General features: G+C 69.7%; 13 protein-coding genes. 4 read left to right on the top strand and 9 right to left on the bottom strand.

The window, feature by feature from the left end; translation table 11 throughout:
- Positions 1-40 precede the first annotated feature (40 nt).
- Both BLR91_RS00520 and BLR91_RS00515 read left to right on the top strand, forming a co-directional pair.
- Entirely contained in the window at positions 41-1,828 is a 1,788-nt protein-coding gene (locus BLR91_RS00520; protein WP_089878350.1) for a glycoside hydrolase family 2 protein, read from the top strand.
- 76 nt (positions 1,829-1,904) lie between these two features.
- Positions 1,905-2,330: a hypothetical protein gene (locus BLR91_RS00515; protein ID WP_089878352.1), complete on the top strand. Its 426-nt coding sequence runs from the start codon at positions 1,905-1,907 to the stop codon at positions 2,328-2,330.
- 80 nt (positions 2,331-2,410) lie between these two features.
- Here BLR91_RS00515 and BLR91_RS00510 read toward each other — a convergent pair whose 3' ends face one another.
- The gene (locus BLR91_RS00510; RefSeq protein ID WP_089878355.1) at positions 2,411-3,145 is read right to left on the bottom strand and encodes a GNAT family N-acetyltransferase; all 735 of its coding nucleotides are present in this window, start codon (positions 3,143-3,145) and stop codon (positions 2,411-2,413) included.
- A gap of 37 nt (positions 3,146-3,182) precedes the next feature.
- Here BLR91_RS00510 and BLR91_RS00505 point away from each other — a divergent pair, with 37 nt between their 5' ends.
- On the top strand, positions 3,183-3,515 hold the full coding sequence (locus tag BLR91_RS00505; protein ID WP_089878358.1) for a hypothetical protein: 333 nt from the start codon (positions 3,183-3,185) through the stop codon (positions 3,513-3,515).
- Positions 3,516-3,598: 83 nt separating this feature from the next.
- Here the strand turns inward: BLR91_RS00505 and galU are convergent, their stop codons facing one another.
- From galU to BLR91_RS00480, 5 genes are all read right to left on the bottom strand, one after another.
- Positions 3,599-4,648: a UTP--glucose-1-phosphate uridylyltransferase GalU gene (gene galU, locus BLR91_RS00500; RefSeq protein WP_029042931.1), complete on the bottom strand. Its 1,050-nt coding sequence runs from the start codon at positions 4,646-4,648 to the stop codon at positions 3,599-3,601.
- Between the two features lie 107 nt (positions 4,649-4,755).
- The gene (locus BLR91_RS00495; protein ID WP_020076563.1) at positions 4,756-6,156 is read right to left on the bottom strand and encodes a UDP-glucose dehydrogenase family protein; all 1,401 of its coding nucleotides are present in this window, start codon (positions 6,154-6,156) and stop codon (positions 4,756-4,758) included.
- A gap of 21 nt (positions 6,157-6,177) precedes the next feature.
- Entirely contained in the window at positions 6,178-7,665 is a 1,488-nt protein-coding gene (locus BLR91_RS00490) for a glycoside hydrolase family 26 protein (protein ID WP_020076562.1), read from the bottom strand.
- Complete coding sequence (locus BLR91_RS00485) at positions 7,658-9,190, bottom strand: glycosyltransferase family 2 protein (protein ID WP_089878360.1); 1,533 nt, start codon at positions 9,188-9,190, stop codon at positions 7,658-7,660. The genes BLR91_RS00490 and BLR91_RS00485 overlap by 8 nt, the downstream gene beginning before the upstream one ends.
- A gap of 441 nt (positions 9,191-9,631) precedes the next feature.
- Positions 9,632-10,033 carry a DUF7144 family membrane protein gene (locus BLR91_RS00480; RefSeq protein WP_018192428.1) on the bottom strand — a complete coding sequence of 134 codons (402 nt, stop codon included), beginning with the start codon at positions 10,031-10,033 and terminating at the stop codon, positions 9,632-9,634.
- A 169-nt stretch (positions 10,034-10,202) separates the two neighbouring features.
- On the opposite strand from BLR91_RS00480, the gene BLR91_RS00475 reads away from it, so the two are divergent.
- Positions 10,203-10,793 (top strand): nitroreductase family protein, encoded by a 591-nt coding sequence (locus tag BLR91_RS00475; protein WP_018192429.1) that lies wholly within the window; start codon positions 10,203-10,205, stop codon positions 10,791-10,793.
- An 81-nt stretch (positions 10,794-10,874) separates the two neighbouring features.
- Here the strand turns inward: BLR91_RS00475 and BLR91_RS00470 are convergent, their stop codons facing one another.
- The 3 genes from BLR91_RS00470 to BLR91_RS00460 all read right to left on the bottom strand — a co-directional run bounded on the left by BLR91_RS00470 (position 10,875) and on the right by BLR91_RS00460 (position 14,652).
- On the bottom strand, positions 10,875-11,939 hold the full coding sequence (locus BLR91_RS00470) for a zinc-dependent alcohol dehydrogenase family protein (RefSeq protein ID WP_020076559.1): 1,065 nt from the start codon (positions 11,937-11,939) through the stop codon (positions 10,875-10,877).
- A gap of 67 nt (positions 11,940-12,006) precedes the next feature.
- Positions 12,007-14,160, bottom strand: a complete 2,154-nt coding sequence (locus BLR91_RS00465) for an ATP-dependent Clp protease ATP-binding subunit (protein ID WP_089878363.1) — start codon at positions 14,158-14,160, stop codon at positions 12,007-12,009.
- A 78-nt stretch (positions 14,161-14,238) separates the two neighbouring features.
- Positions 14,239-14,652 carry an ester cyclase gene (locus BLR91_RS00460; protein WP_089881650.1) on the bottom strand — a complete coding sequence of 138 codons (414 nt, stop codon included), beginning with the start codon at positions 14,650-14,652 and terminating at the stop codon, positions 14,239-14,241.
- Positions 14,653-14,724 lie beyond the last annotated feature (72 nt).

The raw sequence follows: 14,724 nt of genomic DNA, 5'->3' as shown, positions 1-14,724 counted from the left end.
CCGACTTTACAGCGCTGCACGAATCGTGCATGCTAATGGGATGCTCACCGAGGAACGCCGCACGGATGCGGCCACCGCCCAGGACGGCCGCTACCCGCGGCCGCAGCTCGTCCGGGCCGACTGGCTCGACCTCTCCGGTCCGTGGACGTTCGCATTCGACGACGACGACCGCGGGCTGCGCGAGCACTGGGAGTCGTCCCGGTCGCTGGCCGGTGTCATCCAGGTGCCGTTCCCGTTCGAGTCGGACGCTTCGGGCGTCGGCGACACCGGCTTCCATCCGGTCGTCTGGTACCAGCGCACCGTCCTGCGCGACGAGGTCCCGGCCGGCGAGCGCCTGCTGCTGAACTTCGGCGCGGTCGACCACGCCTGCGAGGTCTGGATCGACGGACGCTCGGCCGGACGACACGAAGGCGGCTCGACCCCCTTCGCCCTCGACATCACCGACCTCGTCGGCGACGGCGACTTCTCCATCACCGTCCGCGCGCAGGACGACCCCGCCGACGTGGCGCAGCCGCGCGGCAAGCAGGATTGGCGGCATCACCCGCATTCCATCTGGTACCACCGCACCACCGGGATCTGGCAGCCGGTGTGGCTGGAAGCCGCGCCCGCGCTACGGGTCGAGCAGCTGCACTGGCTGACCGACGTGCCGGCCGGCGAGGTCACGGCGCAGCTCCGCCTGAGCCGGTCGGCGCCTGCGGGCACGACCGCGCGGATAACCGTGCAGCTGGGCGGCGAACCGCTCGCGAGCGTCGAGACCGCGATCGCGGGGCGGGAGGTGGAGATCCCGTTCCGCATCCACCGCCAGACCAACGGGCAGGCCTACGAGGAGCTGCTGTGGTCGCCGGCGCATCCCACGCTGCTGGATGCGACCGTCGCGCTGAACGGCGCGGAGGGCGCGGGCGACGTTGTCGCGTCGTACTTCGGTCTGCGCTCGACCGCCGTCGAGGGCGGCCGGTTCCTGCTCAACGACCGTCCCCTCTATCTGCGCTCCGTGCTGAACCAGGGCTACTGGCCGGAGTCGCACTCGGCCGCGCCGAGCGCGGACGCCCTGCGGGCAGAGGCCCAGCTCATCCTCGACCTCGGCTTCAACGCGGCGCGCCTGCACCAGAAGTACGAGGACCCCCGCTTCCTGTTCTGGGCCGACAAGCTCGGTCTTCTCGTCTGGGGCGAGGCGCCGGCGGCGTACGCGTTCAGCCCGGAGGCCGTGCGGCGCAGTGTCGCCGAATGGTCGGCGATCCTCGACCGCGACCGGTCGCATCCCTCGATCGTCACCTGGGTGCCGCTCAACGAGAGCTGGGGCGTGCAGCACCTCGCCCACGACCCCCGGATGGTGTCGTACGCGAAGGCGCTCGTGCACCTCACGAAGACGGTCGACCCGAGCCGGCCGGTCATCTCCAACGACGGCTGGGAGCACGCGGCGTCCGACATCCTGTCCATCCACGACTACGACCACGATCCGGAGCGGGTCCGCGAGCGGTATGCGACGCGCGAGGGCATCCTCGGCGCGCCGTTCACCCTCCCGGGCCGTCGCCTGGTGGTCGACGCTGAGCAGCGGCTCGACGCCCCCATCATGCTGACGGAGTTCGGCGGCATCTCGTACACCGAGAACGGGCCGGAGGACGCCTGGGGCTACTCGACGGCGACCAGCGCGGCGGACCTGGTGGAGCGGCTGCGCGCCCTCGTCGGCGCGGTGCGGTCGTCCGCTCCCCTCGCAGGCTACTGCTACACGCAACTGGCCGACACCGGTCAGGAGACGAACGGGCTGGTCTTCGAGGACCGCCGGCCGAAGGCGCCGGTCGAGGAGCTGCGGGCGATCTTCGGCGCGTGACCGCCCCTGGTGCCGCGGGGCCGGGAAAGAGCAGAATGACGCCGACGCCGTAACCGTCTCTCCTCGAGGAGCGCTCATGTCCGAATCCGCCGCAGCGGTGACTCCCGCCGCGCACCTCCGCCGCCGTTCCCGCGAGGCACTGACGGCCCTCGCCGTTCAGTACCTGCTCGGCATGGCGGCCAACCTGATCGGCGAGCCGGACAGCACCTTCGTCCGTGTGGTCGACACGATCATCGTCATCCTGCACATCCTGATCGCGATCGGACTCGTCGTCGTGAGCATCCGCGTCCTCCTCGCGGCCCGGGCGGCCGGCGTCGGCGAGCGTCTCGCGCTGTGGGGCTTGATCGTGATGGTGATCACGTTCCTCGCCGGTGTCCTCACGATCGCGATCGGCAGCGATTGGGCCTCGTACGTGATGGCCGTCGGCTTCCTCGTCGCGGCCGCGCTGTACGCCGGGACCTTCCTGGCCTCCTACCGCCCGGAGCGCGCGGCGGAGGTGTAGCACCTCCCCTGCCCCTGCAGATTCGTGCCGAATGTGCGGTTAGCCGCGGCCATACCGCACATTCGTGCCGAATCTTCGGGTCAGGACCAGTAGGAGTAGTGCGACGCCGGCCGGAAGCCGAGCGACGCGTACAGGCCGTGAGCCGCGGCGTTGTCCGCGAGCACCTGCAGCCATAGGCCGCTGACGCCGTGCTCGGCGGATGCAGTGGCGAGCGTCTGGACGAGCGCGCGGGCGAGCCCGCGGCGCCGGGCCTCCGGGCGCGTCGCGACGGCGTAGAGCCCTCCCCACTCGCCCACGAGCGCGAGCCGGGCCACGGCGTCCGGCGCGGCCGGGTCGCCGTGGGCGGCGTACAGCGCCGGTCCGCCGCGGAGGATGCGCGCGGCGACATCGCGCTCGGCGGCCCCGCCCCGGCCGTCGACGGACCACCAGGTGTCGAGCCACGCGTCGTCCGGACGGTCGGTGATCCGCACCGCGGGATCGACCGCGGCCACCGCGGCGGCGGCACGGTCGGCGACGAGGATGTCGGTCGGCGAGTGGTCGCGATACCCGCGTCGACCGAGTGCATCGGTCAGCGCGGGAGACGAGGCGGGGCTCACTTGGAACACCGGAGGCAGGGACCGCGCGGCGTACCAGCGCTCGGCAGCATCCACCGCGGAGTCGAGATCGCCGACGGGACCGGAGGTCAGCACCGAGTTCGCTCGGTTGGTGACGCCGGAGGAGGCGCGCAGCGTCCACCCGTCCAGCTGCTCGCGCTCGAGCGCCGGCCAGCCGCGGTCGGCGAAGCGGTCGAGGGTGGCGGCGTCAGGCAGGAGCACCTGTCGACGCTAGCGCAGGCGGCGTACCGTGCGTCGCATGACCGACACCCGAACCGAGACCCCGGCCGACAGCCCGGCCGCGGAACCACTCACCGAGAGCGAGATCGCCGGGCTGAGCGCGAAGACCGTCGCCCACGTCATCCACTACCGGCGGAAGACCTACGTGACCAAGCCGTCCGAAGGCTATGCGCTGCTCAAGCGCGTCCGCACCCTGCTTCGCGACGGGACGACGGATCTCGTCCCGCTGGTGCACCGCGACGGATTCGTCTGGTTGGCCGTCGGGCCCAGCATCCCGATCGCGATCGACGAGATCGAGACCGACCCGGGGCACAGCGAGAAGCACACGCTCAAGCGGCTCGGCCTCGACTAGCCGAAGTACGACCCCCGTCGCGACTCGGCCCGAGTCGTGACAGCTGGTCACGACTCGGGCCGGTACGAAAGCGCGCTCGGTCGTCAGGCGACGGGAGCGGGGACCAGTTCGCGCGTCGGCGCGACCTTGGCGGCCGCGGTCTTCACCCGCGGCTTGGGCGTCGCGGCTGCGGCGGCCGCGGCGGGTGCCGGGACGGCGACCGGGAGCGCGGGGAACGTCGGGATCGGCGCGGTCTCGGCCGGCCCTGCGTTCGTGGCGAACTCCTTGAGCCACGGCAGGAGCTCGGGTCCGAGATCCTCGCGGGCGACGGCCATCTGCACGATCGCCTTCAGGTAGTCGAGCCGGTCGCCGGTGTCGTAACGGCGGCCGCGGAAGATGACGCCGTGCACGCCGCCCGTCCAGGCGGGAGCGGTCGCGAGCCCTTCGAGCGCATCCGTCAGCTGGATCTCGCCGCCCTTGCCCGGCTCCGTCTTCTCCAGGATGTCGAAGATCTCGGGCCGCAGGACGTACCGCCCGATGACCGCGTAGTTCGACGGCGCGTTCTCGCGACTGGGTTTCTCGACGAGGCCGGTGATCCGCACCACGTCGTCATCGTCCGTCTCGACCACCGCGGCGGCGCCGTAGAGGTGGATGGACTCCGGCGGCACCTCCATCAGGGCGACGACGGTCGTGTTGAGCGCGTGCTGCACTTCGAGCATCCGCGCGAGCAGCGGGTCGCGCGCGTCGATGATGTCGTCGCCGAGGAGCACGGCGAACGGCTCGTGCCCGATGTGCATCTTGGCGCGGAGCACCGCGTGACCGAGGCCCTTCGGATCGCCCTGCCGCACGTAGTGCATGTCGGCGAGTGAGGTCGAGTAGCTGACCTTGAGGAGCTTGTCGCGGTCGCCCTTCTTCTCGAGGGCGTCCTCCAGCTCCGCGTTGCGGTCGAAGTGGTTCTCGAGCGCGTTCTTGTTGCGGCCGGTGATGAGGAGCACGTCGTTGAGGCCCGAGGTGACGGCCTCCTCGACGACGTACTGGATGGCCGGCTTGTCGACCACCGGGAGCATCTCCTTCGGCATGGCCTTGGTCGCGGGCAGGAAGCGCGTTCCCAATCCCGCCGCCGGAATAACCGCCTTCGTGACATAACTGGTCATTGGTCGTTCTCCTTGTCTTCTTCGCCGAGGTGCACGTTGTTGTGGCCGACACGCCGTGCGACTGCGCAACAACGTGCACCTCGACGAAAGGTGGGGGCGAGGTCGGGTCAGCGGACGGGGGCGAGGGCGGCGAGGTCGTCGGCCAGCGGGGCGAGCTCGGGCACGGTGCCCATCGCGAGCACGCTCCACCCGGCGCGGTTCCAGGCGGCGGCGTCGAGGCAGTTGCGGCCGTCGATGACCGTCCGGCCCCGGACCAGCTCACGCAGGGCGGCCGGGTCGGCGGTCGTGAACTCGTCCCATTCGGTCAGCACGACCGTCAGATCGGCTCCGGTGAGCGCCTCCTCCATCGAGTCGGCATACCCGAGGGTGGGATAGAGCCGCTGCGCGGTCTCGCGGGCCTGCGGGTCGTAGACGACGACCTGCGCACCGCGGAGGTGCAGGGCGGCGGCGACGTTGAGGGCGGGCGAATCGCGCACGTCGTCCGTGTGCGGCTTGAAGGCCGCACCCAGCACGCCGATACGGCGGTTGAGCACCGAACCGCCGAGCGCCTTCAGCGCCAGGTCGATGACCCGCTGACGGCGACCCATGTTGATCTCGTCCACCTGCTGCAGCAGGCCGACCGCGGCGTGCGCTCCCAGCTCGTTGGAGCGGTACATGAGAGCACGGATGTCCTTCGGAAGGCACCCGCCGCCGAAGCCGAGGCCGGCGTTGAGGAACTGGCGCCCGATCCGCACATCGTGGCCGAGGGCGTCCGCGAGCAGCGAGACGTCCGCGCCGGCTGCGTCGCACACCTCGGCGATCGCGTTGATGAACGAGATCTTCGTGGCGAGGAAGGCGTTGGCGCTGACCTTCACCAGCTCCGCCGTCGGCAGGTCGGCCACGAGGACCGGGCAGCCCTCGGAGATCGGCTTCTCGTAGATGCGGCGGAGGGTGGCCTCGGCCTTCGCGGAGGTTCCTCCGAACACGAGACGGTCGGGCGAGAGGGTGTCGTCCACCGCCTTGCCTTCGCGCAGGAACTCGGGATTCCAGACGAGCTCGACGTCGATCCCCGCGGGCACGGCGTCCGCGATGATCGCGCGGAGCCGCGCGCCCGTCCCGACCGGCACCGTCGACTTGCCCACGATCAGCCCATCGTGCGTGAGGTTCTCGGCGATGCCGCGGGCCGCAGCCTCCACGTAGGAGAGGTTGGCCGCGAACGAGCCCGACTGCTGGGGCGTTCCGACGCAGATGAAGTGCACATCGGAGACGGCGACGGCCTCGGCGAGGTCGGTCGTGAACGTGAGGCGCCCTGCGGCGACGTTCCGGCGGATGAGCTCCGGCAGGCCGGGCTCGAAGAACGGAGCGCGTCCCTCCTTCAGCTCCTCGACCTTGCGCGGGTCGGTGTCGACGCCGACGACGTCGAAGCCGAGCTCGGCCATGGCGGCCGCGTGGGTGGCGCCGAGGTAGCCGGTGCCGATCACGCTGATGCGGGGAGCGGGCTGGTCCTTGGACTTCTTGGGAGCGGTCATGGCGATCGTCCTTTCTGGTGGTCAGGGAGCGGGAGTGAGGGCGAAGTCGTCCTCAGGTCTGGTCAGGCCGGTGATGAAGGCGGAGAGCGAGTCCGCCCGGGAGTCGATGCGCCAGTCGTTGGTGGCGCGGACGCCTTCGACGTAACTGGTCACAGCGAGGTTGAACCAGGAGAAGCCGATGATGTCGTCGTTCTCCGGTTTCGCGAGCGCCTGGAAGAAGGACGTGATCCAGGCGGCCTTGTGGCCTTCCGTCTCCGACGCCCCGACCTCGGCGAGGATGATCGGCTTGCTCGTGATGGAGCGCAGCTCGTTCAGGCTCGCTTTGAACGTGTAGTCGAAGCTGAAGTCGTTGTCGGGCTTGTACGGCGGGCGCAGGTAGCCGGAGAGTCCGACCCAGTCGACGTACGCGTCGCCCGGGTACAGCGACTCGAGGTAGCCGGGCGCCTTGTGCGTGGCGGGCAGGTTGTTGACGATGTTCGGCGCCCAGACCCAGACGACCAGGTTGTTGGCGCCCTCCTGCTGGAAGACGTCGTGGACGTGACGCCACATCTTCACGTAGTCGCCCGCGCTGTTGCCGTTGATCGAGTTGCCCTGGCCGTCGGTCTCGGACCAGGGATACCAGACGCCGTTCATCTCATGGTCGAGGCGGATCGCCAGCGGCAGTCCGGTGGCCACGATGTCCTTGGCGTACTGGTGCAGGTACGAGTCGAAGTCGCCGCGGATGATGTTCGGCAGCGAGTACGCCGGAGCATTGACGGTGTCGTTGCCCGCGTCGATGGGACGCGACTCCCACGTCATCATCGGCATCCGGCCCTGCTGCCAGGAACGGGTGACCGCGTTGGCCCGGAAGGTCTCATCCCAGCCGCTGAAGTAGCCGACCATGTTGGGCGAGACGCCGACCTTCGAGCTGGTGGCGTCGAAGGTGGCCCAGTTGAACGGAGCCTGCTCGGTGTACATGCCGTAGTAGCGCTTGGCGGGATTGAGCAGGTCGGCGCGGGCCGGCGCGGTGATCGGCGCGGCGGCATCCCCGCCGGACGACCCGGACGAACCGGAGCCGCTGTGGCCGGATGCGGTCGAGCCCGACGCCGTCGAGCCCGAGGTGCCCTTCGCCTGGGCCGCGGACAGCTGCGCCTTCACGCTGGCGAGCTGGCTCTCGGCCGCGGCGGCCTTCTGCTGCGCGGTGGCGAGCTGCTTGGCTGCAGCGGCCTGGGCCGCCAGCGTCGCCTTCTGCAGCGCGGTCAGCTTGCCCTTCTGCGAGGCGATCGTCTCGGTGGCCTTGTCGAGGTTGCGCTTGAGTTCGGCGTTCTGAGCCGCGAAGGGCGTCACGGCCGTTGCCGCCTGGTCGACGGCCTTGCGGAGCGGAGCACCGGTCGGCGAGACCCAGACGTAGGCGGAGATCCCGACGAGGACGGCCGTGAGCACGAGGGCGGCCACGGCGGTCGCCTGCGAGCGGGACTTGGACTGGGACCACCAGGCGGCGGCCCGTGCGGGGGCGGTCTGGTCAGACAAGGAAGAGAGCCTCCAGGGTCAGGATCGCGATTCCGATCAGATACGGGATGGCGGCGAGCGGGTTGAGCTTGCGGCGGCTGGCCTTCTTGGGCTTGGCGGCGGGAGCGGTGGCTGCCGCCTTGACCTCGGCCCGCGTCGCGAGCTGCGTTCGGGTGGCCAGCGCGGTCGCGGTGGTCATGCCGCCGACGGAGTCCGGCAGCACGGCGGGCGTGTGACCCGACGGAGCGCCCGCGGTGGCGTGCGCCGCGATCTCCTCCTCGGAGCTGATCTCGCCCGGGCCGCCGGCGTAGGCGCCGGCGCGGGTGCCCCATCCACTGGCGTGCGCCATCCGGAAGAACCCGATCAGGCGGATCGGCATGAGGAAGAACGTCGACACGATGATGAACACCGGCAGGCGGAAGAAGTCGCTGGGCTTCTCGGAGAGGTGGCGGATCTGCCGGATGGACATGCTGATCACCGAGGACGCGACCATCAGGGCCACGACGGTGAGGATGCCGCCCTCGATCCCGTAGGACTTCAGGAAGCCCTCGTAGAAGTTGTAGCCGCCACCGGTGATCGAGCGGTAGATCCAGCCGCCGATGACGCCGGCCAGCATGAACGGAAGGATGATGTCCATCACGAAGAAGAACGCCAGCACCGGGGCATGCCCGAGCATCCACGGGAGCATGCGGAGGGTGTTGTACTGGCTGCCGCGCGCCCAGCGGAGCTGCTGCTTGAAGAGCTTCTTCACCTTCAGCGGGGCGTCCGTGTAGACGAGGCTGGTGTGCTGGTAGACGGTGCGGTAGCCCTCCTTCAGCGTGAGGTTCGTCAGCGTCCGGTCGTCGGAGACCTCGAGGAAGACGCCGAGGAACTTCTCGGTCATGAACTTGTCCATGACCCGCATCAGGATCGAGCGGCGGAAGGCGATGGTCCGGCCGGGGAGGCAGCCGATCTGGCCGACGACGCTCTGCGCGGGCATCGAATAGAGCGCCCGCGAGTTCTCCAGCCAGTCCGCCCAGCGGGTGATCCAGCTGCGGGTGGGCTCCAGGATGCGCTGCTTCGTGGTCACGCCGCCGACGCGGTCGTCCGCGAACGGCTTGACCAGCTCCGCCAGCGTTCCCTCGGTCCAGATCGTGTCGGAGTCGACGAGGACCGTGATCTCGCCGGTCGACATCTTGGTGCCGATCATGACGGCGTTGCGCTTGCCCGGGATGGGCGTGTGGACCCAGCGCACCAGCGGCGCGAACTCCTCGCACACCTCGGCGAGCTCGGGGTTGGGGGCGCCGTTGATGACGACGATGATCTCGCCGGGCTTCTGCTCGACCATGCGGCCGAGGACGTCGCGGAACAGGTCGAGCGGCTCGTCCACGACCGGGACGACCACGCTGGTCGTCCCGTGGAACTCGCCGGTGTAGGCGCGGTAGCGGCGGGACATGAGCACTTTGACGATCCAGATGACCCAGATCAGTGCCGAGTAGATCGCGAAGAGGTAGAACTCGGGGTGCCCGCCCAGCATGTGGCGGAGCTGCAACAGGAAGATGAACACGGACGGGACCTCTCACGGTGGGGTGGGGGTGGCATCCACAGCACTGGGGATCTGGTCGGGTTCGGGTGAGGTCAGTTCTACGGGGCGTGGGAGCGCCCCCGCAAGTGGGGGTGGAACGGGCATCCTCAGCGTGTCGCGCCGTCCCCCTCGGGGTGGTGTCCGCAGACACGCGGACAGCCGAAATGGCATGCGGGATGAGCACCTCTCGACGGAGGGCGTGAGGCAGAGAGGCCGATCAGCGGACAGAAATGCATGCAACTCGACTTCACCCCAGGGTGAAGCGCGGCACGCCCGGGATGCTCGAATCTTGTACCCCGGAGGAGGGGCGTCGGGGGGCACTCTGAATGTTACGAACTTTTACACGTGCGACATGTGCCGTTCACACGGAACGCCCGTCGGCACCTGTGTGCCGACGGGCGTTCGCCCCCTGTCTCCCCCGGGTCAGTCGCGCCGCAGCTCCCTGCCGTGGACCGTCACCGCGTAAATGATGAGGAGGTCGACGGTCACCATCGCGATCGACCACCACGGCTGGGCCGGGAACGCGATCAGCTGACCGATGGCGTGCAGCGCCGCGACGAACACCGCGAAGATGCGGGCCCACAGGGCACCGCGCATCAGGGACAGGCCGGCGATCAGCATCAGCAGACCGAGCACGATCGACCACCAGCCCCACGCCGTGAGACTGAACGTCTGGATGCCCGACGACGACACGAAATAGCCGGTCGAGGGGCCGAGCAGCGCGACGATCCCGTAGAACACATCGAGGATCGCGGCGATGAGCAGGAGCACCGCTGCGAACAGCGCCCATCCCACCCATCCGGAACGGACTTGCACCTCGGACATCGCATCCACCTCTCGATCTGGACCACCCAACCTGCGGTCGAGCACAGCATCGCGTGCGCTGCGTCGTCGCGGATAGACAGCGGGAATTTCCTCGAATCCGATGCGTTTACATGCGTATAGCCAGGCAATGGAGCCGGTAGACCCCGTACCAACACCCCGGAGGAGTTCCATGTCCATCGCCGAAGCCACTGCGCGCGTCGCCGAGACGTCCGCCCCGCTGCTGCCCGCGCTCGCCGAGCGCTGGAGCCCTCGTGCCTTCGACCCGTCGATCGGGATCGACGACATCACGCTGCGCTCCGCCCTCGAGGCAGCGCGCTGGTCGCCGTCGGCCGCGAACACGCAGCCGTGGCGCTTCATCGTCGCCCGGCGCGGCACCGAGGCCTTTGACACGATCGTCGCCAACCTGGCCGGCTTCAACACCGTGTGGGCCGGATCCGCTTCCGTCCTGATCGTCGCGGCCGCCGAGGTCGTCGACGAGGAGGGCAAGGAGCGCCGGTGGGCGACCTACGACCTCGGTCAGGCCGTCGCGCACCTGACGATCCAGGCGCACCACGACGGGCTCCACGCGCACCAGATGGGCGGATTCGACGCCGACGCACTGCGTGAGGCCTTCCAGCTCGGCGAGCGCTTCGTGCCGGTCTCCGTCACCGCACTGGGAGTGCTCGGCGACGCCGAGACGCTGCCTGAGCCGCTGCGGACGCGCGAGGCCGCGCCGCGCACCCGCCGCCCGCTCGACGAGATCGCCGAAGTGCACGGCTGATCCGCTCCGGACCGCAATCGACACGGCGCCCGCCGGGATGTGTTCATCCCCCGGCGGGCGCCGTTCTGTCTGCGTCGACGCTTACGGCCGCACGAGCGTCTTGATGGCGCGGCGCTCGTCCATCGCCGCATACGCCTCGGCGATGTCGGTCAGCGGCACCTCGAGGTCGAACACGCGACCCGGCTCGATGGCGCCCGACCAGACGTCCTGCAGCAGGTCCTCCACGTAGTTCCGCACGGGCGCGACCCCGCCGTTGACGCCGATGTTGCTCTGGAACAGCGGGCGGACCGGCAGCTCCGGGCCGCCGTTCGGCACGCCCACGTAGCCGACCGTGCCGCCGGGGCGGGCCGAGCGGATCGCCTGGTCCATCGACTCCTTGGTTCCGACGGCCTCGAGCACGCAGTCCGCTCCGATCCCGTCGAACAGCTCCTTCACGGCCGCGACACCCGCGTCGCCGCGCTCGGCGACGATGTCCGTCGCGCCGAACTCGCGGGCGAGCGCCTGGCGCGTCTCGTGCCGCGACATGGCCACGATCCGCGACGCCCCCAGCCGGGCGGAGGCCAGCACAGCGCACAGTCCGACCGCGCCGTCGCCGACCACGACGACCGTGCTCCCCTCGGTGACCCCGGCGGAGACCGCGGCGTGGTGGCCGGTGCCCATCACATCCGACAGCGTCAGCAGGCTCGGGATGAGCTCGGCGCGCGGGTACTCCGGGGTGGCGACGAGGGAGCCGTCGGCGTGCGGAACGCGCACGTACTCGCCCTGGCCGCCGTCGGCGAAGCCGCCGATGCGGTCCTGCGAACCCCACCAGCCGCCGTGCAGGCACGACGTGCTGACGCCGTTGCGGCAGTTCACGCACGTCATGTCGCAGTCGTAGAACGGGGCGATGACGAAGTCGCCGGGCCGGATTGTGCGGACGTTCTCGCCCACCTGCTCCACCACACCGACGAACTCGTGGCCGATCCGCCGCGGCTCGTCGGTCGGGGTCACACCCCGGTACGGCCACAGGTCACTGCCGCAGACGCACGCGGCGACGACGCGGACCACGGCATCGAGACCGTCGGATCCTGAGCCGGTGTAGAGGGTGGGAGTGGGGACGTCTTCGAGGCGCACATCGCGCTCTCCGTGGATGACAGCAGCACGCATGCTTCGAGCCTACGCGAAGGGCCCCCACCCGATCGTCGGATCGGGTGGCGGCCCTTCGTCCTGCGGACTACTCGCGGACGGCGGCGACCGTCAGGTGGTCGGCCTCGCGGTCCAGGTCGACCCGGACCAGGTCGCCGTCACGAATCTCGCCGGCGAGCAGAGCGGTGGCGAGACGGTCCTCGATCTCGCGCTGCATCAGCCGGCGGAGCGGGCGCGCACCGTAGATCGGGTCGTACCCGCGCTCGGCCAGCCACGCCCGGGCGTCCGGGGTGACCGCCAGCTCCAGCCGTCGCTCCGTGAGGCGCTGCATCAGGTGGTCGATGCCCAGCTCGACGATCTCGCCCAGCTCCTCCTGCGTGAGCGCGGAGAACACGACGATGTCGTCGAGACGGTTGACGAACTCCGGCTTGAACGCCTGCCGCACCATCTGCAGCACCGCCTCCTCGCGCTCGGTCGGGGTCAGCGTCGGGTCGACGAGGAATTGGCTGCCGAGGTTCGAGGTGAGTACCAGGATGGTGTTGCGGAAGTCGACCGTGCGGCCCTGGCCGTCGGTCAGCCGGCCGTCGTCGAGCACCTGCAGGAGCACGTCGAAGACCTCCGGGTGCGCCTTCTCGACCTCGTCGAGCAGGATCACCGAGTACGGACGGCGACGAACGGCCTCGGTCAGCTGACCGCCCTGCTCGTAGCCGACGTACCCGGGAGGCGCACCGACGAGGCGCGAGACGGAGAACTTCTCGCCGTACTCGCTCATGTCGATGCGGACCATGGCCTTCTCGTCGTCGAACAGGAACGCCGCGAGGGCCTTCGCGAGCTCCGTCTTGCCGACGCCGGTCGGCCCGAGGAACAGGAAGGAGCCGGTCGGGCGACCCGGGTCGGAGATGCCGGCCCGGGTGCGGCGGACCGCATCCGCCACCGCCTGCACGGCCTTCTTCTGGCCGATGATGCGGCGACCCAGCTCGTGCTCCAGGTTGAGCAGCTTCTCGGTCTCGCCCTGGGTGAGACGGTCGACGGGGATGCCGGTCCACGCCGCCACCACGGCGGCGATGTCGTCGGCCGTGACCTGCTCGTTCACCATGCGCGGGTGCTCGTGCTCGGCCTGCTCGGCCTCCGCCAGCTCCCGCTCGATGCCCGGGATGGTCTCGTACTCGATCCGCGACGCCTCCTGGTACCGGCCGTCGCGCAGCGCGACGTCACGCCGGGTCTTGGCCTCCTCCAGCTGCGACCGCAGTTCGCCGACGCGGTTGAGCGACGCCTTCTCGGCACGCCACCGCGCCTGCAGCTCCTCCAGCTGGTCCTCCTGCTGATGGAGGCGCTCACGCAGTTGCGCGAGGCGCTCCTTGCTGGCGTCGTCCTTCTCCTTCTTGAGGGCGAACTCCTCCAGCTTCATGCGCTCGACCTGGCGCTGCAGGGTGTCGATCTCGACCGGGGCCGAGTCGATCTCCATCTTCAGCCGGGAGGCGGCCTCGTCGATCAAGTCGATCGCCTTGTCCGGCAGCTGCCGGGCGGTGATGTACCGGTTCGAGAGGGATGCCGCGGCGACGAGCGCGGAGTCCTCGATGGTCACCCCATGGTGGGCTTCGTAGCGGCCCTTCAGACCGCGGAGGATCGCGACGGTGTCCTCCACGGACGGCTCGCCGACGTAGACCTGCTGGAAGCGGCGCTCGAGGGCCGCATCCTTCTCGATGAACTCGCGGTACTCGTTGAGCGTCGTCGCGCCGATCAGGCGCAGCTCACCGCGAGCGAGCATCGGCTTCAGCATGTTGGAGGCCGCGACCGACCCTTCCCCGCCGCCTGCGCCCATCAGGATGTGCAGCTCGTCGACGAAGGTGATGATCTGGCCCTCGGCGTCGTTGATCTCCTTGAGGACGGCCTTCAGCCGCTCCTCGAACTGGCCGCGGTACATCGCGCCGGCGACGAGCGCGGACAGGTCGAGCGCGACCAGCTGCTTCCCCTTCAGGGAGTCGGCCACGTCCCCCGCGACGATGCGCTGGGCGAGGCCTTCGACGACCGCGGTCTTTCCGACGCCGGGCTCGCCGATGAGCACGGGGTTGTTCTTGGTGCGCCGGGTCAGCACCTGGCTGACACGACGGATCTCGGCATCCCGCCCGATGACCGGGTCGAGCTTGCCGCTCTTGGCGATCTCCGTGAGGTTCACACCGTACTGTTCGAGAGCGCTCTTCGCCTCCTCCTGCGTGGAGGGCGCGCCCTGCATGTTCGCCATCTGGTTCCTTTCCCATTTCTCTGTGGGCAAACTTGAGTCTACTAGGCTCAACTTTGATTGGCGAGGGGATATTCCGGTTCAGGAGGCTGTTTTCGCCGGTTCACCGGCATCCGGGGCCGCGTCCAGGCGCCACCAGTCGAGGTCTCCCCAGGCCTCCGCGATGAGTCCGCCGGCCAGCCGGTACTGGGCGAACTCCTGGATGCGGATGCGGCGCTCGCCATCGGCCGACGTGGCGGTGTCGGTGAGACGGGCGGCGATGCGGTCCCCGTCGACCACGAGCTCCTCGAGCGTCCACCGGAAGTCGGGGAACAGCTCGACGACCCCGGCCAGCCCCGCGCCGTACTCGTGGATGCCGACGCGCACGCCGTTGACGTGAACGTCCGGCGCGACGAACGCATCCAACTCGCCGAAGCGGTGCTCGTTGCAGCGGTCGAGGTACTGCCGGTAGCGCTCCTCGACGGCCGCGCGGTCGTCTGCTGGTTCGGCATCCATGCCGCGCATTCTGGCACGGTGAACGCTTCGCGTCCGCCCCTGGCGTGCCTCCGCCCGGTGTCGGAGGCGGCG

This window comes from Leifsonia sp. 466MF (assembly GCF_900100265.1).
Taxonomy (GTDB): Bacteria; Actinomycetota; Actinomycetes; order Actinomycetales; family Microbacteriaceae; genus Leifsonia.
This window is presented reverse-complemented; position numbering and strand designations above follow the sequence as displayed.